Raw genomic sequence first — 21,406 nt, 5'->3', positions numbered from 1 at the left:
GCTCCTGATGGAATGGCTGTGGATGGAAGCCATGATAGTCATGCGCGATGAGTTGATCAAGATCGCTATTATTGATATATCATTTCCGTTTTGTTGATGATCGGGATGCCATGGATACCTTGCGCAGCATGCGCGTGTTTCGCGCTGTCGTGGAGCTGGACAGTTTCGTGCGCGCCAGCGAGCGCCTGGATCTGTCGCCGGCCATGGTCAGCAAGCATGTGATGCACCTGGAGCGCCACCTGGGCGCGCGTCTGCTGAACCGCAGCAGCCGCCACCTGAGCCTGACGGAAATCGGCAAGGTGTACTTTGAACAGTGCCGCGAGATGCTCGACAATCTCGACGAGGTGGAAGCGACGGTCGGACGCACGACGGTGGTGCCGCGCGGCATGCTGCGCCTGAGTGCGCCCGTCTGGTTCGCCAACGCCATTTTTACGCGCGCCCTGGCGGCCTACCGCGAACGCTTTCCGGAAGTGACGTTTGATATCGACCTCAGCGGGCGGGTCGTCAACCTGGTGGAAGAGGGCTTTGACCTGGCCCTGCGCGTGAGCCAGGCGCCATCGCCGAGCCTGATCGCCCGCCCCATCGGCAGCATCGCTTTTCATCTGGTGGCCGCGCCCGCCTACCTGGCACGCGCCGGGACACCGCAAATGCCGCAGGAACTGGCGCAGCACGCCATGATCAGCTATTCGCTGTTGCTTAATGGCAACGAATTGGTCTTCGACGGCGCGCAGGGGCGCGACACCGTGAAATTCTCGCCAGTGCTGCAATGTAATAACGAAAGCCTGCTGCACGCGGCCGCGCTCGACGGCATGGGCATCGCCCTGCTGCCGTCGTGGCAGACGGATGCGGACCTGGCGGCGGGGCGGCTGGTGCGCCTCTTCGACAGCTTCAAGCTGGCGGGCGGCAGCGTGTACGCCGTGTATACCAGCCGCCGCTACCTGTCGTCGAAAGTGCGCACCTTCATCGACTTCCTGGCCGACGAGGCGCGCCTGGGAAGCTGAGCCGCCAGGCGCCGGGCCAGGCCGGCTGCGCTGGCCCGGCTGCGCGCGTACCAAATGCATAACAATGGTTTTATTTCGATAAGCCCTGTCTTTCCGGCGCTTGCGGCGCGCTGCGCCGTGCGTATAATGATTCGCTTTTGCCATCCTTTCGCCACCCACTCCGCGCACATGCGACGCGGTACCGCACGCCAGCCTTCCCCATGATGCCAGCCCCCCTTGCCCTGACTGTTGCCACGCGCGCCTTGCTGCTGTGCGCGCTGGCCATGCCGGCTTGCGCGCAAGAAAGTTTGCCTGACGCGCTGCCAGAAGCCGGGCTCAGCGCGGGGGCGGACGCCGTGCCGGCTGATGCCGGCGCGGCCGGCGCCACGCATGGCGACCTGTCCGCCGAGCTGGCGCAGGGCGGACAGCACAGCGTGCGCAGTGCCTTGTCATACGCCAAGGACGGCATGTCGCTCGATGCGGCGCTCGACGAGCACCGCAATGGCAATTACCGCGATGGCAGCGTGTTCCGCCAGCGGGGCTTCAGCGGCGGCGCGGAATGGAAGATCCGCCAGGGACGTTTCGGCTTCAGCGCCGACCAGCTGCACCAGGACACGCGCTATCCCGCGCCCGAGGCGCCCTACCTGGCTTTGCTGGCTGCGCGGCCGGAAGACCTGTACCGTTATGAAGTGCGGCGCGGCAGCGCCTTCGTACAGCGCTATGTGGGCAATTTCGAGCTGGGCGTGGAACTGTCGCAGCGCACCAAGCGCGCCCACGCGCTGTATGCGGGCGAAGCGGGCAGCACGCAGTCCGTGTACCGCAGCAATCGCCTGCAGCTGTCGCCGCGCGTGCGCCATTACGGCAAGCTGGGCAGCGTCGGCACGGATACGGAAGTGGGCCTGGACCTGATGCAGTGGGAGCGGCGCTCGGGCAATGCGGTGCGGGGCGGCGACGGCGCCGCGCAGCGCCGCCAGCATTCGCGCGCGCTGCTGCTGCGCGAGGAACTGGCCTTTGGCGGCGTATATGCGCCACGCCTGCTGCTGGGCTTCCGGCATGAGCAGTTCCAGCTCGATCCTGCCGACATGCCGGCCGGTGGCAGCGACTGGGAAAACCAGAATGCCTGGGATGTGCAGGGCAGTTTTTTGCTGCGCTCTCAGCTGAGCGTGTACGCCAAGGCGGCGCGCAGCTACCGCATCGATGACGATGGCTATACCAGCGCCGGCTACCGCCCGCTGGCGGGCCAGCTGCGGCGCGAGACGGAGCTGGGCGCCACCTATGGCGATCACCTGCGCAGCGCCTCCGTGCGCGTGTTCAGCGAGCAGCTGAGCAACCAGATCGTCTTCGACCAGAGCCTGGGCCAGCTGGGTTTTGCGGGCAACCTCGAACCGTCGCGCCGCGACGGCATCGCCATCGAGACGAGCGTGCTCCTGGCGCCCGACTGGCGCCTCGACGCACAGCTGCGGCAAGTGCATGCGCGCTATGACGACTACGCCTACGACGGCCCGGATATCGCGCTGGTACCGAAAACCCTGGCCGCCTTGCGCCTGTACTGGACGGGCCGGCACGGCGCCAGTGCCGACGTCGGCGTGCAGTGGCTGCGGGCGCTGCGCTATGGCCAGGATTTCAGCGGCAGCTGCCTGGCGCAGGTGCCGGCCTTCGCCACTATCGATGGGCGCTATGCGCGCAAGCTGGGCGCCTGGGAGCTGGAACTGTCGGGCAGCAACCTGGCCAACCGCCGCCACTACGGCGATGCGCCGGGCTGCCGTTCCAGCATTTACCAGCATGACAGGCGCCAGCTGCGCCTCTCCGCGCGCTACCATTTCTGAGGCGCGGGCGCGGCGGCGCGCGGGCGGGGCTTAAGCGCGGCTTAATCGGTCGCAAGAAGGACAGGCAAACGCGTTTTTTTTCCGCCAGGGCTGCATGGCCGGGCGCAAAAAGTGGTAATCTCGCCCCGTTCACGACCACTTTATGATGAAGGATTAATATGCGTTTTCTGCGTTTCTTGCGTCCCCTGCTCGCCGCTGTCACCCTGGTAGCCGCCACCGGCGGCGCCATGGCGGCCGATACCGGCTTTACCACGCTTCCTACGCCAGTGCGCACGGACACGGGCAAGAAGGTGGAAGTGGTGGAGTACTTCATGTATTCCTGCCCGCACTGCTACGCGCTCGATCCGCTGATGCACGACTGGGTCAAGAAGCAGGGCGACAAGATCGCCTTCCGCCGCATCCACCTGGCCTTCTCCGGGCCGAAAGATCCGCAGGCGCACGCCTACGCCACCCTGGAAGCGATGGGCCAGCTGGAGCAGTTCCACGACAAGATCTTCCGCGCCATCCACGTTGAACGCAACCGCCTGAACCGCGATGACGCCATTCTCGACCTGCTGGTCAAGAACGGCATCGACAAGGCGAAATACCTGGAGATGTTCAACTCGTTCGGCGTGCAGACCAAGCTCAAACGCAATGAACAGCTGATCACGGCCAGCAAGATCGACAGCGCGCCGACCATCGTCATCGATGGCCGCTTCGTGACGTCGCCGGCGCAGCTGTCGCGTCCCGGCCAGTCCGAGCCGCAAACCCAGGCTGCGACCCTGCGCGTGATGGATGAGCTGGTGGCCCGCGTCCTGAAAGAGCGCGCACCGGCGCCGGCGAAGAAGTAAGCGTAGCTGCTCATGAAACAGCTGCCCTGGACCTTGTGCGCGCTGGCCGTGGCCCTCGTGGCCTGGCTGGCGATTGCCATCGTCAGCGTGGAAAACCAGCGCAATGCGCTGGCCAGCAAGGCGTGCGTCGACCCCGCGTTCAAGAACCAGGTCGACGCGACATGCCTGGCATCCGTGCAGTCGCGCGAGCACTGGTGGCAGCATCTGACTTACGCCATGACGCATTTCAGGTCGTAGAACGCCGGATTAAATCTACTGCGCGCCGCGCTTCTCGGCCACGCATCACTGCCGCCCGCCACGATTTTCTCCGGCGTCGTGACGCTGACGGATGGCTAGGTCAACTGCCCGCTTTGTGCGGGCTTTTTTACGTCTGCGGCTTGCGGGTATCATGAAGCTACAACTATTCAGCGATGGCATGCGGATATTGCTGCCGAACCCCGCAAGCAAAGAGCCGGGCCATCACATCAATTAAATGAAGCGAGGGCGTTACGATGAAGGAAGTAATCCTGATTACCGGCAGCAGCCGCGGCATCGGCGCGGCGACGGCACTGCTGGCCGCGCGCCAGGGCTATGCCGTGTGTGTCAATTATGTGCGCGATGCGCAGGCGGCCGGGGCGCTGTGCGCGCGCATCGTGGCCGACGGGGGCGAGGCCATCGCCGTGCAGGCCGACGCCAGCGATGAAGCGGACGTGGCGCGCCTGTTCGGCGAAATCGACGCGCGCCTGGGGACGCTCACGGCGCTGGTCAACAATGTGGGCGTGCTGGAGCAGAAATGCCGGCTCGTCGACATGTCCGTGCAGCGCTTAGAGCGCGTGCTGCGCACCAACGTGATCAGTTATTTCCTGTGCTGCCAGCAGGCCGTGCGGCGCATGTCGACGGCCCATGGCGGGCAGGGCGGGCGCATCGTGAATGTCTCGTCGGCGGCCGCGCGCATCGGTTCCCCGGACGAATACATCGATTACGCGGCCTCGAAAGGCGCCGTCGACACCCTGACCCTCGGCCTGGCCAAGGAAGTGGCGGCCGAGGGCATCCGCGTCAATGGCGTGCGGCCCGGCATCATCTACACGGAAATCCACGCCTCGGGCGGCGAACCGGGCCGGGTGGCGCGCCTGGCCTCCGGCGTGCCCATGCAGCGCGGCGGCCAGCCCGAGGAAATCGCCGACGCCATCCTGTACCTGCTGGGCCCGGGCGCCAGCTACATCACGGGCAGCATTTTAGATGTGGCGGGCGGGCGCTAGGCGCTTGCAAGGCTTGAAAGGCTAGGCTAGGCTCAGGCTTTGGCGGCCACCGCCTTTGCCGGCGCCGAATGCGGCGTCACCACCACGGTGCAGGTGGTGCCGGCCACCAGCAGCTGGCCCTTCGGCTGCTCGTCGATATGGATGCGCACAGGCACGCGCTGGGCCAGGCGCACCCAGTTGAAGGTGGGATTGACGTCGGCCAGCAGTTCGCGGCCCGTGGCGGCGTCGCGGTCGGTGATGCCGCGCGCGATGCTCTCGATGTGGCCGTGCAGGGTGCCGCCGCTCATCAGGTTCATTTCCGCCTTGTCGTCCTGCGCCAGCATGCCCAGCTTGGTCTCCTCGAAGTAGCCGACCACATAGTACGAGGCGCTGTCGATGACGGCCAGCTTGGCCGCGCCGACGGCGGCAAAATCGCCCTTGTGCACATTCAGATTGGTCACGTAGCCGCTGACGGGCGCGCGCACGGTGGTGCGTTCCAGATTCAGTTGCGCCAGGGCGCGGGCGGCCACGGCGGCCTGCACTTGCGAGGTGGCCGAGGTGGCGGCGAACGCCGCGCTTTCGCGGCTTTCCGTGGAGATGATGCTGGCGTCCAGGTTGGCGCGGCGCTGCGCTTCCTTGCCGCGGCGGCCCTGTTCCGTTTTTTGCGCGGCCAGCACGGCGTCGGCCTGGGCCAGCGCGCTGGCGTAGCGTTCCCTGTCGACGACGAACAGGATATCGCCCTTTTGCACCACCTGGTTGTCGCGCACCAGCACGTCCGTGACGGTGCCGGCCACGTCGGCGCTGATGTTGACGATGTCGGCCTTGATGCGCCCATCACGCGTCCATGGCGATTCCATGTAGCGGTCCCAGACGGTCTTGCCGATCCACAGGGCTGCGGCCAGGAGCAGCAGGGTGATTGCATAGCGGGTCAGTTTGCTTACCATGGCGGCAGCCTTTCCTTGATTGGTTGAACAGTTTTTTTTATTTGCAGCGCTATTTGTAAAGCGATAAAGCCAGCGCGCCGAAGATGGCGATGAAGATGCACAGCCGCGCCAGCGACGGGTGCCACACCATGCGGTACACGCCCAGCCAGCCCAGCACGCGGTCGAGCAGGGTTTGCAGGCCGATGCTGAGGATGAACAGGGGCAGCAGGGTAGGAATCAGAATTCCGAACAGGGCGAATTCACGCGGCATGGTGGTCTCCGGCGCCAGGCGCCATATGGTCGAGCAATGAGGTATAGATCGAGTGCAGGTCGGCCAGCGCCGTCTGCAGGCGCGCGCCGCGTTCCGGCGTCATGCCAGCTTCGGCTTGCGCGGTGCGCACCACGGCGCCTGCCTGCAGGGTGGCCGCCAGGGCCGCCTGCAGTTGCGGGTCGGCGCGCGTGCGCAGCCAGCCGGCGATGTGGTCCACGCACTGCTGCAGCGCGTGGCGCGTGGCGCCCGGCCGGGCGGTGGCGATCAGTTCGCGCAGTTCGATCACCGAGTGGCCGATTTCCAGCAGGGTCAAGGCCTGGCGCACGACGGCGCGCGTGGCCTCGCCCGGCGCCGGTCCCGCCGCCGCGTTGAGCTGGCTGAGCAGGTCGCGCACGCGGTTGTCGAAACGGTGCTTCACCCGCCGCGCTGGCGCCGTGCACGCATGCAGGGCTTCGCGCCACAGGGCCCGGCCGATATGGTCCTTGTGGCCCATGGTGTGCTCGGGCAGCAGCACGGCAAACACCAGGGCGGCCAGCATCAGTCCCACGATCAGCGCCATGCCCGTGTTCAAAAAGGCCGCGCCATCGACATGCATCACATTTGTCGGCGCCATCTGCGTAATGAAGGTCGACACGCCCAGGCCCACGCCCAGCTTGGCCGGGTTGGTCATCAGGTACAGGCCGACGGCGAGGAAGGGCGCAAAGCTGAGCACCAGCATGGGGAAGCCGTCGCCATGCACCAGCACGAAATACACGCAGACGAGCGAGAGCGGCATGGCGATCAGGAAGCCTGCCAGTACCTGGCGGATCATCAGGATGGGACGTGGCGAGGACGAAGCCAGCGCGCAGAACACGGCCGCCATCAGCATGGCCGTGCTGGCGTAGGGCCAGGCGAGGAAATACGCGCCCAGGGCCAGCAGGGCCAGGCTGATGCCGGCGCGCGCGCCGCTGGCGATGACCAGCGCGGGCGGCGTCTTCGGCGCGTAGGCCTGCGGCGTGCTCACTTCCAGCGGCGTATCGTGGGCCAGGCTGAAATACACTTCGTGAAAGCGGCTGATATCGCGCGCGAAGCGCTCCAGCAGTTCGCACACGGTGTCGAAATCGATGCGCTGCGCATGCGTGATGGCGGCGCCATCGATCTGCGCGCGGGCCTGCGCCAGCGCCGTTTGCAGATGCTGCTGCATGGTGTCGAGCGAGTCTTGCGATGGCGTCGTCTGCAGCGCTTCGGCAACGATGGCGTACAGGGGCGCGCACGCTTGCATGACCTGCGTTTCGCCGTCGCGCTGCAAACGGTCGAACAGGCGGTGGAAGGTATAGAAGGTGGTCAGCGCCGTCATGAAGGTGGCGTTGAAGGCGTGCAGCTTGCGGTTTTGCGCGCGCACGTGGCCCACTTTGCTGGTGACTTCAAACAGGGCGGCCGAGCGGCCCAGTTCCAGCGCCGCCACGTCGGCGGCGAACTGCAGGTGCGTCAGTTCGACCTGCGCCGGCGTGAGCTTTTGCTGCAGCACGTCCTGGCAGAAAGTGAGGAACTTGCCGTAGCGCGCCTGCACCGTGCGCATCACCTGCGTGCCCTGGTGGCGCGGCAGCAGCACGCTGGAGACGGCCGCCGAGCAGATGATGCCCAGGCTGACCTCGGCCACGCGCGTGACGGCCAGCGAAAACACCTGCATCGGCTGCTCGATGGCGGGCAGCACGATCATGCAGGCCGTGTAGCCGGCCAGCACGTACACATACGACTGCGCGTTGCGGTGCAGGGCCGAGCCGCTGGTGCACAGGCCGACCCACAGGGCCAGGCCGCCGAACAGCAGCACCGGCTGCTGCGGGAACAGGCCGATCAGGGTCAGCGCGGCCGTGCATCCCAGCAGGGTGCCGCACAGGCGGTAAAAACTTTTTTCCAGCACCATGCCGCTGCTGGGCAGGGCCAGGATGATGGTGGTGGTCATGGCCGTGCTGGGCGAATCGAGTCCCAGGCGGTAGGCCAGCCACAGCGCGCAGAAGGACGCGATGAGGGTCTTGCCGACGTAGATCCAGCGTTCGCCTTCCGTCGTGCGCCAGTCCTGCAGCGCCAGCGCCAGCCAGTGGGCCGCCCGCGACAGGGGGCCGTGTGTATATGTTGTTGCTGTGGCTGGCGTCATCGATAGGCTATCAGTTCTGGTTGTTGAGATTGTTCAGGTTGCGCAGCTGGCGCGCATACAGCTTGTCGAGCACTTGCAGTTCTTCTTCCGTGAAACCTTCGTACAGGGCCGAGGTTTCCTGGTACACGTCGGGCAACGCCGTTTCGATCAGCTTGCGGCCCTTGTCGGTCAGCGAAATCATCACGGAGCGGCGGTCGCCGGGGCGCGTGCCGCGGTGGATCAGCTCACGCGCTTCCAGGTCGTTGCACACGCGCGTCAGGTTGGCCGGTTTTTCATGGCAAGCCATGCCCAGGGTGCAGGCATTCGAGGTTTCATCGTCCGTGCCGTACAGCACGGCCAGCACCATGTAGCTGGCATCGACCAGGTCGTGCTTTTTCAGCGCGGCATTGGTCAGATCCTTCATGCCTTTCTGGATGTGGTACGTCATGCGCAACAAGCGCATCAGTTCCATGGGGAAGCCTGGCATGCGCGTGCGGATGTTTTGCAGCCGCTTGGCGGTAGCGTCAAAAGCGGTCATGTCGTATTCCTTCATGTGTGAATAAAGCTCCGATTGTATCTTGTTGGACTAGCGCCATACCAGGATTGCAAGCTCAGATGCCGCCTCCCAGTGCATTCATCAAGGAAACGTACAGATCCAGTTCGCGTGCCCCGTTTTGCGCCTGCTGCTGTTCTTCCGCCAGCAGCGCCACTTGCGTGTTGAGCATGTTGATGGCGTCGCTCATGCCGGCCTTGTAGGCTTGTTCCACCAGGTCGCGCGCGCGCTGTGCCGTGGCCAGCGCCTGTGCCGTCAGCCGGTGCTGCTTTTCCAGCGACTGCGCCCTGGTGACGGCATTGGCCACGTCCGACATGGCGTTGATGACGGTGGCGTTGTACTGCTCCACGGCGCCGTCGTAGATGGCCGTCTGGCTGCCCAGCTGGGCGCGCAGGCGGGCGCCGGCAAAGATGGGCAGGCTAAGCGCGGGCGAAACGCCGCGGATGTCCGAGTTGGCATCGAGAAAATGGCTGAAGCCAAAGGCCTGGAAGCCGGCGAACGCCACCAGATTCACGTTCGGGTAGAACTCGGCCTTGGCGGCGTCGATGCGCTGCGCCGCCGCTTCCACTCGCCAGCGCTGGGCGGCGATGTCGGGACGGCGGCCGATCAGGTCGGCCGGCAGGGCGGCGGGAATGGCCAGCGGCTGGTCCAGGCGCAGCACGGGACGCGTGAGCGCCGCGCCAGCCGCCGGACCCTTGCCCGCCAGGGCCGCAAGCTGGTTGCGCAGCAGGGCCAGCGATTCGGCCGACTGCTCCAGCTGGCGCCGTCCGGCCGGCAGGGTGGTTTCAATTTGCGCCACGTCGATGTCCGTGCCGATGCCGGCCGCCTTGCGCTGGCGCGTGATGTCGAGGATGCGGGCGCGCTGCGCCAGGCTGCGTTCGATCACGTCCTGCAGCTGGAATTCATACGACAGCTGGATGTAGGTGCGCACCAGCGCCGTTTCCAGCGCCAGGCGGGCCATCTGCGATTCGGCCGACGCCAGCTGCACGTCGCCCAGCGCGGCGGAGAGGGCGGCGCGGTTGCGGCCCCACAGGTCCAGGTCGTACGAAGCCGTGACGGTGGCCTGGTTGCGCCAGGCGTAGTTTCCGGCCAGCGGCGCCGGCGTGCTGCCGTGCAGCGAATACAGTTCGCGGTTGATGGAAACGCTGGCCTCGGCCTGCGGGCGGGTCTTGTCTTCCGCCGCGCCGGCCAGCGCCTCGGCCTGGCGCACGCGCGCCTGGGCGCCGCGCAGGGTGGGGCTGTCGGCCAGCGCCTGCTCCATCAGGCGGTTCAATTGCGGGTCTTGCAGCGCCTGCCACCATTGCGCGCGCGGCCATTGGATGGCGGCGCTGGCGGCGGCATCCATGGCCTTGCTCGCCTGCAGCTTGTTGGCGTCGAGCATGGCCGATTGCGGCGCGATGTGGCCCATGTCGGCGCACGCGCTCAAGGCAAGGATCAGGCTGGCGGCAAGCAGACGGCGGTGCAGGGACATGCAAGACTCCGGAAATCGATGGTGTTGGGGGGGCAGGGAAAAATCACAGCTCGCCGCGGTGAGCGCCGGGAGTGGCCCGGGGTGCTGCGCCGCAACTGAGGTGTATTACAGACATACTGACTTGCTGAAACCGGCTGACTGGTTTCTTATTTCGCGATGTGCTTGGCCGTTTGCGCGACGTCAAAGTCCGCTTCCGTTTGCGGGATCTGGCCAGCCTTGCGGGCGGCGTAGAACTCGGCCATGACTTGCTCGCGCGTCACGTTGCTGGCGGCGATGGCAGGCGTTTTCGGATAGTCCACTTCGCTGGTGGCGATTTCGCCGGCATTGCGGGCACGGATGTATTCGGCCGTGACGTCGGCGCGCGTCAACTGCTGGCTGGCGGCGGCTGGCGCGGTGCTTTGCGCGAAGGCAGCGCTGGCGGTGGTGATGGCGAACAATGCTGCGATCAGTGATTTGGCTTGCATGATAAGACTCCAATATAGACATGATGGCTGGGTGGATGGGCCGGATCGCCACGTACCGGTCGGTTCGCTCCTGCGGCGCGGGTGGGCGCCGCAGGAGCGATCAAGCATTTCTGGATGAGAACTTGCTTACTTGGATTAACTATAGCAATGAATAGTACATTTGTGAAGTAAATTCTGAAAATATTTGTGCGGTGCGACATTTTCTTGACGGAAATGCATTGCAGCCGTGCGCCGTTGGCATGGCGAGGCGGGTACGATGGTTGTTCGAGATTTTTTGTGAAGGGAGTCAGCCATGAGCAGCAGCAGCCTTGATCCGGACAATTTGCCCGTCACCCCCGACCGCGTACTGGGCAGCGGCCACGGCAAGGGGGCGCTCGGCCCCAGCGACAGTTCCGACAGCGGCAGCGACATGCAGGGCGTGCCGGGCCAGGACGCCGAAGCGCTCGACAGCGACAGCGATGCGGCCGGTACTGGCGACCGGGCCGGCGTGGAGCCGCTCAACACGGCGCCCGACGGCGGCGACATCGACGTCGACCACGTGGAAAGCGTGGCGCCTGCGCAGCCGCCAGCCGGTGCCGACAGCGAATCGCCCGCGCCGGCGCCGGCACGGCGTCCCTGAGCCAGCTCAGCCAGCTGAGCCGCCTTCCTGTCCGCGCACGGGCGCCGGAATTACTGCCGCTCTGGCGCCATCAGCGTAAAATGCGGGCAGGGCGGCGCCGGCGCCGCCAAGGCCGACCGGCCCGCACAGGATAGGATGTCACCAGGGATGCACACGCAGATGTCGGAAGACAAAGAAAAAGACTTGATGTCGATGTACCGCGAGACGCGGCCACGTGAATTTTTTGGCGAAAAAAGCACGACCAATCACCTGGCCTGGAGCTTGCTGGTGATCTTGCTGGCGCTGGTCTTCTGGCTGGTCGTGGCCCTGGCGGCGGCGGAAAACCAGCGCTATGCCCTGCAGACCGGGGTCTGCCAGGATCACGTGTTCCCGGCGGAAATCGACATGTCCTGCCTGAAACAGGTCAAGTCGCGCGAACACTGGTGGCAGCATGTGGGCCATGCGCTGCTGAAGATGGGCGCCTGAGCGGCGCAAGCCAATCCTGAAGGGCGCGCCGCGGCAGCGAGCACGCGGCGCCCTTCCTGTTGCGGGAGGCGAGATGCCACGCGATACTGCACGGGAACAGCCGCAATGGCTGTTTACGCGCCACAGTGCCTTGACGGTGCGCCAGCTGCTGCGCGCCTATGCCGTGCTGTGCCTGTTTTCCACCGCCATCGCCCTGGCCTTTGCGCTGCGTGGCTACTGGTATATCCCCGTCTTTTCATTTGCCGAGCTGGCCCTGGTGGCCATCGCCCTGCTGTACTACCTGCGCCATGCCCGCGATTACGAGCATCTGGCCTTGCGCGACGGCGTACTGGTCGTCGAGCAGGTGAGCGCCGGGCGGCGCCAGCGCAGCAGCTTTCGTCCCTGGTGCACGCGCATCGTCGTGCCCGAGGGACCGCGCCAGCTGATACGCATCAGCTGCGGCGGCACGCGCGTCGAGGTGGGCGCCTTTGCCACGCCGGAACGGCGTCGCCAGGTGGCGCAGGAGCTGCTGGCCTGGCTGCCGCCGCTGGACCGTGAAGGATGCGGGGCTTACTTCGGCCCGTAAAACTGGAACGTCTGTACCACCAGCAGGGAGACGGGGAAGCCGGTGAAGGTCTTGAATTCCTTCACGCCCGTGATCTTGTAGGCGCCGGCCTGGAACGGTTCGCCTTCCTCCCAGCTGTGATCCTTCATGGCGAACTGCAGCAGGCGCTTGTCGTTGTAGCGGTAGGTGAAGATGGTGTAGGCGCCGACGCGGCTGGTGACGACGAAGCGTTCATCGCGCTCGTCGGCAATGAGCAGGATGCCAGGATAGCGGCTGATGCCCGCTTCCTCGTTCTGTATCCTGAGGATCACATCCGTAAAGCTGCATTCGGCGTCGCGGATCTTGTCGCGCTTTTGCGCGATCTTCATCACCTCGTCGTAGCTCTTGTTATGGGTGATTGACCATGACGGCGCGTCGCAATAATTGGCGGCGCCGGCTCCGGCGCTGGGCGCGCACAGCAGCAGGCAGACAGTGGCAGCAGGGAAGAACTTCATGGGTCGGGTGGCCGGTGGCGTGTTGTGAAGGCGGCAGTCTAGCGCCAGATTGCCGCTTTCACAAGTACCGGCAAGCGGTCGCTCAGACGGCGCGCGACGGCCCTGCCCACAGATTGATGTTGCCTTCGCGCGCCTGCACGTCGATGGCGGCCAGCTCGTCGGCCGTGAATGCCAGCTGCTGCAGCGCCGCCACGTTTTCGCGGATTTGCGCGCTGCTGCTCGCGCCGATCAGGGTCGAGGTGACGCGCGGGTCGCGCAGCACCCAGGCCAGCGCCATCTGCGCCAGGGTTTGTCCGCGCTGCGCGGCGATCTGGTTCAGGGCGCGCACGCGGGCCAGGTTTTCCGCGCTCAGGTGCTGTTGCATCAGCGAACCGCCGCCGGGGCGGTTGACGCGCGCATCCTGCGGCACGCCGTCCAGGTATTTATCGCTGAGCAAACCCTGCGCCAGCGCCGTGAAGGTGATGCAGCCGATGCCATCTGCCTGCAAGGTATCGAGCAAGCCATCTTCCTCGATCCAGCGGTTGAGCATGTTGTAGGACGGCTGATGGATCAGGCATGGCACTTTCCAGTCTTTCAGCAGGGCTGCCGCTTCTGCCGTTTTCTGCGGCGAATACGAGGACAGGCCCACATACAGCGCCTTGCCCTGCTGTACGGCGGTGGCCAGCGCGCCCATGGTTTCTTCCAGCGGCGTGTCGGCGTCGTAGCGGTGCGAATAGAAGATGTCGACGTAGTCGAGACCCAGGCGCCGCAGGCTCTGGTCGAGGCTGGCCAGCACGTATTTGCGCGAACCGCCGCCCTGGCCGTACGGGCCGGGCCACATGTCCCAGCCTGCCTTGGTGGAAATGATCAGCTCATCGCGGTAGGCCAGGAAATCGTCGCGCAGCAGCTTGCCGAAATTGCTTTCCGCACTGCCGTACGGCGGGCCGTAGTTGTTCGCCAGGTCGAAATGCGTGATGCCCAGGTCAAACGCGGTGCGCAGCATGTCGCGCTGGGATGCCAGGCTGTTGCTGTCGCCAAAGTTGTGCCACAGGCCCAGGGACAGCAGCGGCAGTTTCAGGCCGCTGCGTCCGCACGTGCGGTACTGCATGGTGTCATAGCGGTTCTCGGCGGCGTGGTAGGTCATGGCATCTCCAGAATGTTTTAAGCGCCTATTTTCGCGCAAAATCAAGCGGTGCGTGCATGGCCGCATGCGTGCCGCTTGCGCCAGGCGCGGCGCGTCTTACAATAACTGTTCACGAAAAGGCGACGAGCGAGGAGCGGTCATGGAAATCGAATTGAAATTGCTGGTGGCGCCGCAAGACGTGCCGCGCCTGCGCGCCCATCCGCTGCTGGCGCAATATGCACAGCCTGCGCACGACACGCCGACTGCGCAAAGCGCGCCGGGCGAACCGCAGGTGCTGAACATGCACGATATCTATGTCGATACGCCCGACCTGCAGCTGTGCCGCCACCAGGCGGGCTTGCGCGTGCGCCATGTGGACGGGCACTGGGTGCAGACCCTGAAGGCGGGCGGCAGCGGCAGCGGCGGTTTGCATAGCCGCCACGAATGGGAGGGCGAGGTGGCCGGCCCCGCGCCCGAGCTTGACGCACTCGATGCGGCCATCGGCCGCAAGCAGCCGATCCGCGCGCTGCTGCGCAAGGATGCCATCCGCGATGGCTTGCAGCCCGTGTTCAGCACGCGCATGGAGCGCACGGCATGGCAGCTGCGCACGCCGCAGGGCGACCATATCGAGTGCGTGCTGGACCAGGGCGTGATCGAGCACGGCGTGGACGGCGCCGCGCGCAGCGTGCCCGTCAGCGAAATCGAACTGGAGCTGAAGCAGGGGCAGGCAGCCAGCCTGTTCGAGGTGGCGCTGGCCCTGCTGCAGGACGTGCCGCTGCGCCTGGGCCACATGAGCAAGGCGGAGCGCGGCTACCGTCTCGCGGCATCACAGCCTTTGCGCGCCGTCAAGGCGCAGCCCTTGCGGCTCGATGAGGGCATGACGGTGGAGCAAAGCTTCCAGGCCATCCTCGGCAATTGCCTGGAGCAGGTGAGCGGCAACCAGGATGGCGTGGCGGCGGGCGAGGACGTGGAAAGCCTGCACCAGATGCGCGTGGGACTGCGCCGCCTGCGCTCGGCGCTGGGCATGTTCAACTCCCTGCTGGCGCTGCCGGACGCGCTGAAGACGGAACTCGACTGGCTGGGCGGTTCACTGGGCGAGGCGCGCGACTGGGATGTGCTGGCCGGCCATACCCTCGCGCAGCTCGATGGCCAGGCAAAGGCCGATGCGGCGGCACTGGTGCAGGCGGCGCAGGAGCAGGCGCGCATCAGGCATGCGCAGGCGGCGCAGGCCGTCAACGCCACGCGCTATACGGCCTGGATGCTGGGCCTGCAGCGCTGGCTGCAGGCGCGCGGCTGGCGCGACATGGCCACGGCGCGCCAGCTGCGCCAGCTGGACGCGGGCGTGTCGCCGTTTGCCCGCCGTACCTTGCGCAAGGACCAGCGCCGCCTGATGAAGCGCGGCAAGCGCCTGCTGCACGCCACGCCGCAGCAGCGGCACCGCGTGCGCATCGCCGCCAAGAAGACGCGCTATGCGACGGAATTCTTTGCCTCGCTGTTTGCCGCGCGCGCCGTGAAGCCGTATGTGGGACGCTTGTCGGCGCTGCAGGATGAACTGGGCTGGCTTAACGATGCGCAGGTGGCGGACCGCCTGCTGCAGGCGCTGCCAGATGGCCAGCCGGATCACGCCGAGTTGCGCCTGCACGCAGCCTTCCTGCGCGGCTACCTGGCGGCACGCGCACAGTCGCAGGTGGCCGATGGCAGCATGCGCAAGGCCTGGCGGCGCTTCAAGGCGGCGCGCTTGCCGGCATAGCACGCTCGCCACTACTGGCTGCGCGTCGGCAGCCGTGCACGGTGCTGCGCGCCGCTTGCTGTTGCTGTTGCTGTTGCTGTTGCTTGTGGTTTTGCTGCTGCTGTTGCTGTTGCCGTTGCCGTTGCCGTTGCTGTTGCGGTGTGCCTGGTGCCGGGTGCCTCGTGCCATGGCTACGCCAGGCAGCCGGTCGGCAAGCCAGCGGCGCGGCTTCCTTGCGCGCCACGCCGGCTATTGCCAGGCCCTCCCATGCCTGCCCATGCATTCCCGGGCATCGCCAGGCTTGTGCTGGGCTGACGCAGGTTGGCGTCGTTGCGCTACGCCAGCGCGCGGCCCAGCTGGCGTTCGAGGATGGCCAGCGGCGATTTTTCGGGTGCGGCCATGGCAGTGACGGGCAGCAGCCAGGTTTGCTCCAGTGCATGCTGTCCGCGCAGGGCCGCATGCGAGACGGCATCCGAAAACACGATCCACGTCTGGCCCGGCGCGAATGCGTGGGTGACTTGCTCCGCCTGCGCCTGATAGGCGGGATCGGCCTTCATGGCGTCGTGCAGCTGCAGCATGTAGTGATCGTAGGGCGTGCGCCGGGACTTGGTGACGCGCAGCCACCGCAGCAGGGCCGCCGTGGCGGGCAGGGGACGGGCGGCGCGCGGCAGGAAGCGCTGCGCCACCTGTTCGAATGGCGCACCCAGTTTCCACACGCGCGGCGCGCCTTGCGGGTGGATGTTGCTAAACACGCGCAGGATGCGTTTCCCCTGCGTGGGCGAGGCGGGGAAGCTGTCGACATGCAGGCGCGTGTCGTCCTTGCGCCAGGACGTGACGCGCCCGGCGATTTCTACCGGTCGAAAGCTGGTCTTGCCTTGCTGAAAATGAGGCTGGTAGGCGGGCAGCAGGCTGGCCAGCAAGCGCCGCGTCTGGCCCGCATAGCGCCGCATCAGCGCGGCCAGCAGGGCCGCGTCGCGGGCGTCGCCATGGCCGCGCACGCCGCGCGCCGGGTCCCAGCTGATATTCTTGGCGCCGCCGGCCGCGCCTTGCAGGAGCGGCAATTCGGCAGGCTGCAAGCCAAAGGCCAGCGCCGGCAGGACGACCACCTGGCCATCTTCCAGCGCCTGCCGCGCCGCCACCTGCCAGGCGGGATGACAGGGAGCGTCCCACTGGAGGACGGGAAGATCGATGAGCTTGCTCATGGGCGCCACGCAGGGACGGCATCGGGTCCACCAGTATGCGCGGGCGCCGCCAGTCATCGTTTGCGCCAGCGCAGGCTTGGCGTCTGTCTCGGTAGCGGAATGCATGCGCCGCCCGCGCCCCAGGCAGCGGGCACTGGCCGTCGCGGTATTTACTTCGCCGTCGCGCGGCCCGCCATGTGCATTCCCCCTTGTGCGCGCTGCTGGTGGGCTGCCGGTGGAAGATGCTCGCCAGCGGGACGGGCTCCTGGCTTACAGTTTGCTGTTCTGGCAGCCGGCACTCACGCATTCGCGCACGCGGTCCTGCAGGAATTGCGCGCGTTCGATGGTGGTCTGGGTGGCGCAATCGAGGTTCACGTAGAAGCCCGAGGATTCGCGTTTGGAGCAGTTCTGGTTGCGCGCGGCGATCCACGCCAGCTGGCCCGCCTTGAGTTTTTGCTTGCCGCCGGCATCGAGCTTGGCGGCGAGCGTCTTGTAGTTGGCGTTGAGTTCCTTGTCCGCTTCCTGGTAGACCTTGTTCAGGCAGTACAGGCCGTCGAAGTCGTTGCGCGGCGTGTCGCAGGCCGAGTTGGCGAAGGCGGAACCGGAAGCGAGGACGAGCAAGGCGAGCAGGAATTTTTTCATGGTTTTCTTTCCGAAGGTAAATGAGGAGAACGTTCCGGCGCCGGCCGGCGGCCAGGCAGACGCGGCGCCTCGGCGCTTGCCCATCTTACAACATCCGCTTATCGCCGCGCGTCCTGCTTGCCAGCTGGCGCCATCATGCTAGTAGGCCAGCTTGCCGGGCAGCGTGACCTCGATCGTCGTGCCCTGGCCCGGTTCGCTGGCGATGCGCAGGCTGGCGCCGATGGCGGCGGCGCGTTCGCGCATGCCCGGCAAGCCCCAGTGGCCGGGCCGCTGGCCCGTGCTGGCCAGCGCCTCGTCGAAGCCGCGGCCGTTGTCGCGCACGCGCAGGGTGAATGCCTGCGGCGCGTAGTCGAGTTCCAGTTCGATCAGCGCCGCCTCCGCGTAGCGCGAGGCATTGAACAGCGCTTCGCGGGCGATCGCATAGATTTCATCGTGCACGCGCGGCTGCAGGCGCCGGCAGTTGCCGGTGGTGGTGGCCTGGAACGCATGCGCGCGGTGCTCGGACAAGCCCTTGCCGAACTGCTGCAGTGCCAGTCCCAGTTCATCGGGCGAGGCCACCGTGCGCAGGTCGAGGATCTGGTCGCGGCCTTCGACCAGCAGCTGCTCGGCCAGGTTCAAGGTGCCGTCCAGGCGCGCCCGTTCACGCGTGCCTTTCGGCAGCATGCCCGTGTGCGCGTGGAACGACAGGATCAGCGCCTGCACGCTTTGCAGCAGCGTGTCGTGCAGCGCGCGGGCGATGCGCGAGCGTTCGGCCAGGCGTTCCTGCAGGCGCTCGTGCATGCGCCGCGTCAGGTGGCGGATGCGCAGCACATAGGCGGCATACAGCAGCAGCGCGCCGCCCAGCACCAGCAGCGCCGTGAACCAGCGGCTCTGCACGAAGGTGGGGGCGATATGGATTTCGAGCGCCGCGCCTTCGCGGTTCCACACCTGGTCTTCGTTGGCCGCCATGACTTCGAAGCGGTAGTCGCCGGGCGCCAGGTTGGTGTAATAGGCTTCGCGCCGGCCGGGGGCTTCCTGCCAGTGCTCGTCGACGCCGACAAGGCGGTAGCGCAGGCGCACGCGCTCGGGCATCGACAGGCTCAGCGCCGTGAAGTCGAGCTGCAGGCGCTTGCTGCCCTCGGGCAGGCGCAGCGGCTTGCCCGCAGCGATGGCGTGCGGCGCGCCGTCGGCCAGTACGGCGGTGATCTGCACGGGCGGCGGCAGCGCGTTGCGGGCGATGTGCGCCGGATCGAGCATGGCGATGGTGGCCGAGGTGGCGAACCACAGCTGGCCGTCGGGCGCGTGGATCAGCGACGGCACGGGACGCAGCTGCGAGGCGTGGCCCTGCAGGCCGTCGAGCGCATCGAAGCGTTCGTACTCGAGCGGCGCCGCGCCGCCGTCTTTCAGCCAAGCGGCGATGGCGGCCGCACCCAGGTGGTAGATGCCGTCGGCGCCATGCAGCCACAGGTCGCCGCCGGGCAGGCGCACGATGCCCGACACGCCGCGGAAGGTTTCGCCGCGCGCGCCGCGCAGGGCAATGAAGCGGCCCGCGCGCCAGACGGCCACGCCGCCTTCGCCGCCGGCCCACATCAGGTCCGCGTCGCGGTACAGCTGCAATACCGTGCCCAGCTGCAAGCCGTCGGCCGCGCCCAGCTGCCGCACGGCGCCGCTGCGCTGGCCGTTGGCCACCAGGCTGACGCGGTTGTTGGCGTGGCCCAGCCACACGGTGTCCTGGCCATCGATGGCCATCGCCGTGGTCAGCGCGTCGGGCAAGCCGGCCAGGCCGCCATCACGCGTCCAGCTGGCGCCGTCCAGGCGGAACAGGCCGCCGCCCGAGAACGAGGCCCACAGGGCGCCAGAGCGTTCCTGCTGCAGCGCCTGCGGATCGAGTCCCAGCACGGGCGGCACCACGCGCGTCATGGCGCCGTTGCGCGCGCGGTGGTGCAGCTCCTGCTCGTTGCCCAGCCACAGGGTGCCGTCCGGCGCCCAGTGGCTGGCCGCCAGTGCGCCTTTCAAGACCACTTTTTTCACCCCACCGGCGGTAAAGCTGCGCACGTCGCTGACGTAGTCGCCGATCCACACGTCGCCATCGGGGCCCGGCAGCATGCCGGGATGGTCGAAGGGCGCGGCAACGGCCAGGGTCTTCAGGCGGTTCGGGCGCAGCCGGTCCAGGCCAGTCGAGGTACCGAACCACAGATTGCCCTCGCGGTCCTGGAACGACGTTTGCGGCAGCGGGCCGCTGATGCCGTTCTGGCGCGTCAGGCGCTGGGCCGGCAGGCTGGGGCCGGACGGGTCGAACTTGCGCTCGATGCCATCGGCCTGCATCAGCCACATGGTGCCGGCGCGGTCGAAGCGGATGCTGTTGCCTCTGGCGTCGGGCCGGATGGGCGCATCGCCGCGCGGCGCGCTGGTGCGCACGCGATAGTAATTGCTTTGCGTGTCGACGGCCCAGATGGCGCCATCGGGCGCTTCATCCATGCTGGTGAGCATGGTGCGCGGCCAGGCATGGGAAAAGCGCGTTTCTCCCGGCCTGCGGAAAAATACGCCATGCATGGTGCCCATCCACTGCGTGCCATCGCGGCCGAACAGGATCTGGTACACGCGCTTGTCGGGCAGTCCCACATCGGCGGCCTGCGTCACGAAGCGGTCCGCGCCGGGCGCCAGGCGGGCCGCGCCATCGCGCGTGCCGACCCAGATGGCGCCGTCCGGTGCCGCCTCGATGTGGAACACGGCGCCCGTGGGCAGGCCATCGGCCGGCGTATAAGTGCGCGCGCCGCCGGGGCGGAAGACGCTGACGCCGCCCAGGCGGTAGCCGACCCAGACGGCGCCGTCCGGCGGTGTGGCCAGTCCCAGCACATTGCTCGATGGCAGCCGATGGCCGTAGACCGTGTCCGTGCGCTCGAAGCGCACGCCGTCGTAGCGGTACAAGCCGGTGGCCGTGGCGATCCACAGCCAGCCGTCGCGGCCCTGGGCAAATTTCAGTACATCGACGGGCGCGCCTTGCAGGGCGCCCCAGGCATTGTGCGTGTAATCGGACAGCAGCGGCGCCACGGGCGCGGCTGTGGCTGTGGCTGCGGACGCATGCAGGTGGAGCGCCGCCAGGAGGAGGGCGGGCAGGTGACGCAGCGGGCGAGCGGACATCGGGGAGGGGCGAGGTGGAGAAGTGCTGATTGTAGCGCAGGGGAGCGGCCTTTCGCGGACAAAAAAAAGCCCGCGCAGGCGAGCGCGGGCTTCTTCTTGCGGGGCGTCAGCGCGGCGCGTGCCGCGCGAGCGTCCGTTTCACGTTGACAGGAACGCGCTTACGCGAAGTTCTTGGCAACGAAGTCCCAGTTGACCAGGCCCCAGAACGTTTCCACGTACTTGGCGCGCAGGTTGCGGTAGTCGATGTAGTAGGCGTGTTCCCACACGTCGCAGGTCAGCAGCGGCTTGTCGCCGGTGGTCAGCGGGCAGCCGGCGTTCGAGGTGTTGACGATGTCGACGGAACCGTCGGCTTTTTGCACCAGCCAGGTCCAGCCCGAACCGAAGTTGCCCACACACGACTTGGTGAATTCTTCCTTGAACTTGTCGAACGACGACCATTTCGCGTTGATCGCGTCAGCCACGGCACCGGTAGGTGCGCCGCCGCCGGCCGGCTTCATGCCGTTCCAGTAGAAGGTGTGGTTCCATACTTGCGCCGCGTTGTTGAAGATGCCGCCCGACGATTTCTTGATGATTTCTTCCAGCGACAGGTTCTCGAACTCGGTACCCTTGATCAGGTTGTTCAAGTTGGTCACATACGCCTGGTGATGCTTGGCATAGTGGTATTCCAGGGTTTCTTTCGAAATATGCGGCGCCAGAGCGTCCATTTCATACGGCAGTGGTGGCAGAGTATGTTCCATGTGATGTCCCTTTGTGGTGAGTGTTCGGAGTCTTCCAGCCTGCGGCCGGAGGTTGAGCCATGCGTGCTTGAACCAAGCATTCTTGCTGAACGAGCCACTATTGTAAAGCGGATGCGCCATTGCTG

21 protein-coding genes are annotated in these 21,406 nt (G+C 66.5%); 9 read left to right on the top strand and 12 right to left on the bottom strand.

What is annotated here, in order from left to right:
- Positions 1-110: 110 nt before the first annotated feature.
- The 5 genes from ACQ4WR_RS07275 to ACQ4WR_RS07255 all read left to right on the top strand — a co-directional run bounded on the left by ACQ4WR_RS07275 (position 111) and on the right by ACQ4WR_RS07255 (position 4,874).
- Positions 111-1,001: a LysR family transcriptional regulator gene (locus ACQ4WR_RS07275; RefSeq protein WP_436486308.1), complete on the top strand. Its 891-nt coding sequence runs from the start codon at positions 111-113 to the stop codon at positions 999-1,001.
- Between the two features lie 200 nt (positions 1,002-1,201).
- Positions 1,202-2,806: a TonB-dependent receptor gene (locus ACQ4WR_RS07270; protein ID WP_436486307.1), complete on the top strand. Its 1,605-nt coding sequence runs from the start codon at positions 1,202-1,204 to the stop codon at positions 2,804-2,806.
- A 158-nt stretch (positions 2,807-2,964) separates the two neighbouring features.
- Entirely contained in the window at positions 2,965-3,636 is a 672-nt protein-coding gene (locus ACQ4WR_RS07265; protein WP_102298529.1) for a thiol:disulfide interchange protein DsbA/DsbL, read from the top strand.
- A gap of 12 nt (positions 3,637-3,648) precedes the next feature.
- Positions 3,649-3,873, top strand: a complete 225-nt coding sequence (locus ACQ4WR_RS07260) for a hypothetical protein (protein WP_436486305.1) — start codon at positions 3,649-3,651, stop codon at positions 3,871-3,873.
- A 254-nt stretch (positions 3,874-4,127) separates the two neighbouring features.
- Positions 4,128-4,874 carry an SDR family oxidoreductase gene (locus ACQ4WR_RS07255; RefSeq protein ID WP_102298526.1) on the top strand — a complete coding sequence of 249 codons (747 nt, stop codon included), beginning with the start codon at positions 4,128-4,130 and terminating at the stop codon, positions 4,872-4,874.
- A gap of 32 nt (positions 4,875-4,906) precedes the next feature.
- Here ACQ4WR_RS07255 and ACQ4WR_RS07250 read toward each other — a convergent pair whose 3' ends face one another.
- The 6 genes from ACQ4WR_RS07250 to ACQ4WR_RS07225 form a co-directional block, all read right to left on the bottom strand.
- The gene (locus ACQ4WR_RS07250) at positions 4,907-5,797 is read right to left on the bottom strand and encodes an efflux RND transporter periplasmic adaptor subunit (RefSeq protein WP_436486303.1); all 891 of its coding nucleotides are present in this window, start codon (positions 5,795-5,797) and stop codon (positions 4,907-4,909) included.
- Positions 5,798-5,846: 49 nt separating this feature from the next.
- A complete protein-coding gene (locus ACQ4WR_RS07245; RefSeq protein WP_070224633.1) occupies positions 5,847-6,047 on the bottom strand; it encodes a DUF1656 domain-containing protein in 201 nt (66 codons plus the stop codon).
- Entirely contained in the window at positions 6,037-8,181 is a 2,145-nt protein-coding gene (locus ACQ4WR_RS07240) for an FUSC family protein (RefSeq protein WP_436486302.1), read from the bottom strand. Before ACQ4WR_RS07240 ends, ACQ4WR_RS07245 begins: the two co-directional genes overlap by 11 nt.
- A 10-nt stretch (positions 8,182-8,191) precedes the next feature.
- The gene (locus tag ACQ4WR_RS07235; protein ID WP_102299149.1) at positions 8,192-8,698 is read right to left on the bottom strand and encodes a MarR family winged helix-turn-helix transcriptional regulator; all 507 of its coding nucleotides are present in this window, start codon (positions 8,696-8,698) and stop codon (positions 8,192-8,194) included.
- A gap of 73 nt (positions 8,699-8,771) precedes the next feature.
- Positions 8,772-10,184, bottom strand: coding sequence for an efflux transporter outer membrane subunit (locus tag ACQ4WR_RS07230; protein WP_436486299.1), 1,413 nt, complete (start codon positions 10,182-10,184; stop codon positions 8,772-8,774).
- Positions 10,185-10,330: 146 nt separating this feature from the next.
- On the bottom strand, positions 10,331-10,648 hold the full coding sequence (locus ACQ4WR_RS07225; RefSeq protein ID WP_436486298.1) for a DUF4148 domain-containing protein: 318 nt from the start codon (positions 10,646-10,648) through the stop codon (positions 10,331-10,333).
- Between the two features lie 292 nt (positions 10,649-10,940).
- On the opposite strand from ACQ4WR_RS07225, the gene ACQ4WR_RS07220 reads away from it, so the two are divergent.
- From ACQ4WR_RS07220 to ACQ4WR_RS07210, 3 genes are all read left to right on the top strand, one after another.
- Positions 10,941-11,267, top strand: a complete 327-nt coding sequence (locus ACQ4WR_RS07220) for a hypothetical protein (protein ID WP_436486296.1) — start codon at positions 10,941-10,943, stop codon at positions 11,265-11,267.
- Positions 11,268-11,426: 159 nt separating this feature from the next.
- Entirely contained in the window at positions 11,427-11,732 is a 306-nt protein-coding gene (locus tag ACQ4WR_RS07215) for a hypothetical protein (protein ID WP_258003242.1), read from the top strand.
- A gap of 73 nt (positions 11,733-11,805) precedes the next feature.
- A complete protein-coding gene (locus tag ACQ4WR_RS07210) occupies positions 11,806-12,297 on the top strand; it encodes a DUF2244 domain-containing protein (protein ID WP_436486294.1) in 492 nt (163 codons plus the stop codon).
- On the opposite strand, the gene ACQ4WR_RS07205 is transcribed toward ACQ4WR_RS07210, so the two are convergent.
- Both ACQ4WR_RS07205 and mgrA read right to left on the bottom strand, forming a co-directional pair.
- Positions 12,282-12,770 carry a hypothetical protein gene (locus ACQ4WR_RS07205; RefSeq protein ID WP_436486292.1) on the bottom strand — a complete coding sequence of 163 codons (489 nt, stop codon included), beginning with the start codon at positions 12,768-12,770 and terminating at the stop codon, positions 12,282-12,284. The genes ACQ4WR_RS07210 and ACQ4WR_RS07205 overlap by 16 nt on opposite strands.
- Positions 12,771-12,852: 82 nt before the next feature.
- Positions 12,853-13,893, bottom strand: a complete 1,041-nt coding sequence (mgrA, locus tag ACQ4WR_RS07200) for an L-glyceraldehyde 3-phosphate reductase (RefSeq protein ID WP_436486290.1) — start codon at positions 13,891-13,893, stop codon at positions 12,853-12,855.
- A 139-nt stretch (positions 13,894-14,032) separates the two neighbouring features.
- Here mgrA and ACQ4WR_RS07195 point away from each other — a divergent pair, with 139 nt between their 5' ends.
- Positions 14,033-15,622, top strand: a complete 1,590-nt coding sequence (locus ACQ4WR_RS07195; RefSeq protein WP_436486288.1) for a CYTH and CHAD domain-containing protein — start codon at positions 14,033-14,035, stop codon at positions 15,620-15,622.
- Between the two features lie 314 nt (positions 15,623-15,936).
- Here the strand turns inward: ACQ4WR_RS07195 and kdoO are convergent, their stop codons facing one another.
- The 4 genes from kdoO to ACQ4WR_RS07175 all read right to left on the bottom strand — a co-directional run bounded on the left by kdoO (position 15,937) and on the right by ACQ4WR_RS07175 (position 21,281).
- Positions 15,937-16,803 carry a Kdo hydroxylase KdoO gene (gene kdoO / locus ACQ4WR_RS07190; protein ID WP_436486286.1) on the bottom strand — a complete coding sequence of 289 codons (867 nt, stop codon included), beginning with the start codon at positions 16,801-16,803 and terminating at the stop codon, positions 15,937-15,939.
- A 249-nt stretch (positions 16,804-17,052) separates the two neighbouring features.
- The gene (locus ACQ4WR_RS07185) at positions 17,053-17,424 is read right to left on the bottom strand and encodes a lysozyme inhibitor LprI family protein (protein WP_102299570.1); all 372 of its coding nucleotides are present in this window, start codon (positions 17,422-17,424) and stop codon (positions 17,053-17,055) included.
- Positions 17,425-17,562: 138 nt separating this feature from the next.
- Complete coding sequence (locus ACQ4WR_RS07180; protein WP_436486284.1) at positions 17,563-20,454, bottom strand: sensor histidine kinase; 2,892 nt, start codon at positions 20,452-20,454, stop codon at positions 17,563-17,565.
- 248 nt (positions 20,455-20,702) lie between these two features.
- Complete coding sequence (locus ACQ4WR_RS07175; protein WP_070224622.1) at positions 20,703-21,281, bottom strand: superoxide dismutase; 579 nt, start codon at positions 21,279-21,281, stop codon at positions 20,703-20,705.
- Positions 21,282-21,406 lie beyond the last annotated feature (125 nt).

It is taken from the genome of Janthinobacterium amylolyticum (assembly GCF_051380655.1).
GTDB lineage: Bacteria > Pseudomonadota > Gammaproteobacteria > Burkholderiales > Burkholderiaceae_D > Janthinobacterium.
The sequence above is the reverse complement of the archived record's forward strand: the minus strand, read 5'-3'. Positions and strand labels throughout refer to the sequence as shown.

Excerpts from the sequence above, each read along its gene's own strand:
- ACQ4WR_RS07225 (WP_436486298.1), bottom strand. The coding sequence starts at position 10,648 with ATGCAAGCCAAATCACTGATCGCAGCATTGTTCGCCATCACCACCGCC.
- ACQ4WR_RS07255 (WP_102298526.1), top strand. The coding sequence starts at position 4,128 with ATGAAGGAAGTAATCCTGATTACCGGCAGCAGCCGCGGCATCGGCGCG.
- ACQ4WR_RS07195 (WP_436486288.1), top strand. The coding sequence starts at position 14,033 with ATGGAAATCGAATTGAAATTGCTGGTGGCGCCGCAAGACGTGCCGCGC.
- ACQ4WR_RS07260 (WP_436486305.1), top strand. The coding sequence starts at position 3,649 with ATGAAACAGCTGCCCTGGACCTTGTGCGCGCTGGCCGTGGCCCTCGTG.
- ACQ4WR_RS07215 (WP_258003242.1), top strand. The coding sequence starts at position 11,427 with ATGTCGGAAGACAAAGAAAAAGACTTGATGTCGATGTACCGCGAGACG.
- ACQ4WR_RS07175 (WP_070224622.1), bottom strand. The coding sequence starts at position 21,281 with ATGGAACATACTCTGCCACCACTGCCGTATGAAATGGACGCTCTGGCG.
- ACQ4WR_RS07250 (WP_436486303.1), bottom strand. The coding sequence starts at position 5,797 with ATGGTAAGCAAACTGACCCGCTATGCAATCACCCTGCTGCTCCTGGCC.
- ACQ4WR_RS07205 (WP_436486292.1), bottom strand. The coding sequence starts at position 12,770 with ATGAAGTTCTTCCCTGCTGCCACTGTCTGCCTGCTGCTGTGCGCGCCC.
- kdoO (WP_436486286.1), bottom strand. The coding sequence starts at position 16,803 with ATGAGCAAGCTCATCGATCTTCCCGTCCTCCAGTGGGACGCTCCCTGT.
- ACQ4WR_RS07270 (WP_436486307.1), top strand. The coding sequence starts at position 1,202 with ATGATGCCAGCCCCCCTTGCCCTGACTGTTGCCACGCGCGCCTTGCTG.
- ACQ4WR_RS07275 (WP_436486308.1), top strand. The coding sequence starts at position 111 with ATGGATACCTTGCGCAGCATGCGCGTGTTTCGCGCTGTCGTGGAGCTG.
- ACQ4WR_RS07230 (WP_436486299.1), bottom strand. The coding sequence starts at position 10,184 with ATGTCCCTGCACCGCCGTCTGCTTGCCGCCAGCCTGATCCTTGCCTTG.
- mgrA (WP_436486290.1), bottom strand. The coding sequence starts at position 13,893 with ATGACCTACCACGCCGCCGAGAACCGCTATGACACCATGCAGTACCGC.
- ACQ4WR_RS07185 (WP_102299570.1), bottom strand. The coding sequence starts at position 17,424 with ATGAAAAAATTCCTGCTCGCCTTGCTCGTCCTCGCTTCCGGTTCCGCC.
- ACQ4WR_RS07220 (WP_436486296.1), top strand. The coding sequence starts at position 10,941 with ATGAGCAGCAGCAGCCTTGATCCGGACAATTTGCCCGTCACCCCCGAC.
- ACQ4WR_RS07245 (WP_070224633.1), bottom strand. The coding sequence starts at position 6,047 with ATGCCGCGTGAATTCGCCCTGTTCGGAATTCTGATTCCTACCCTGCTG.
- ACQ4WR_RS07240 (WP_436486302.1), bottom strand. The coding sequence starts at position 8,181 with ATGACGCCAGCCACAGCAACAACATATACACACGGCCCCCTGTCGCGG.
- ACQ4WR_RS07210 (WP_436486294.1), top strand. The coding sequence starts at position 11,806 with ATGCCACGCGATACTGCACGGGAACAGCCGCAATGGCTGTTTACGCGC.
- ACQ4WR_RS07265 (WP_102298529.1), top strand. The coding sequence starts at position 2,965 with ATGCGTTTTCTGCGTTTCTTGCGTCCCCTGCTCGCCGCTGTCACCCTG.
- ACQ4WR_RS07235 (WP_102299149.1), bottom strand. The coding sequence starts at position 8,698 with ATGACCGCTTTTGACGCTACCGCCAAGCGGCTGCAAAACATCCGCACG.